Source organism: Mesorhizobium sp. M0340, assembly GCF_040321535.1.
Taxonomy (GTDB): domain Bacteria; phylum Pseudomonadota; class Alphaproteobacteria; order Rhizobiales; family Rhizobiaceae; genus Mesorhizobium.
Map to the genome: position 1 here is coordinate 1 of NZ_JAMYRR010000077.1, position 770 is coordinate 770.

At 62.5% G+C, this 770-nt stretch carries 1 protein-coding gene; it reads right to left on the bottom strand.

The window, feature by feature from the left end:
* The coding region (gene istA / locus NKI79_RS33125; protein ID WP_352807502.1) for an IS21 family transposase at positions 1-770 on the bottom strand (770 nt) is incomplete at both ends.

The following is a 770-nucleotide window of genomic DNA, read 5'->3' on the forward strand; positions in this document are numbered from 1 at the left end:
TCGGCAATCTCGCGCGTCCACCGATCCAGATGCGCCTCGAACGCCGCCCAGCTCTCGAAACGGCGGCCGGCGATCGCGTTCTTCTTGACGTAGGCGACCCCACGCTCGTCCTTGCCCTTCGTGCGGGCCCGATATGGCGCGCAAGCTCGTGGCGTAAAGCCCCAGTAGCGGGCAAAGGCATGCAGTCGGGCATTGAACCTCACCTCGCGCGTCACCGCGTCATGGTGCTCGACCAGAGCCTTCGCATTATCCAGCAGAACCTCCGCTGGAACCCCGCTGAAGCGCAGGAAGGCTCCTTCCATCCCATCAAACCAGTCCGCCTGGCGCTCCCGTAAAGAGGGGCGGATATGCACCCGTCGCGAATAGCCCAGCGTCCCCACGAACAGGTGAACGCGCAACCGCTCGCCGCCGATCCACACGCGCGTATCGCCAAAGTCGATCTGCATCTGATGACCTGGCGCCGTCTCAAAGCGAACCGTCGCGCGCTTCTGCGCCTTCAATTCCCGCCGCCAGCGCTTCACTCTCAGCTCCACCGAGCGAAGCCCGATCACGATACCATGTTCGCTCGCCAATTCCTGGCGAATGACATCCGCGTTTCCATCATGACGAAAGAAACGCTCTCTAAGCCAATCGTCCAGACCGTCGAATGCAGTTCGACGAGCAGGCTGGCGATACGCCACGACACCACCTTCACGCAGATAGCGGCGAACCGTATTGCGCGCGCAACCGAACTCTTGCGCAATGCGCTTCGCACCCCAGCCGACCTCATG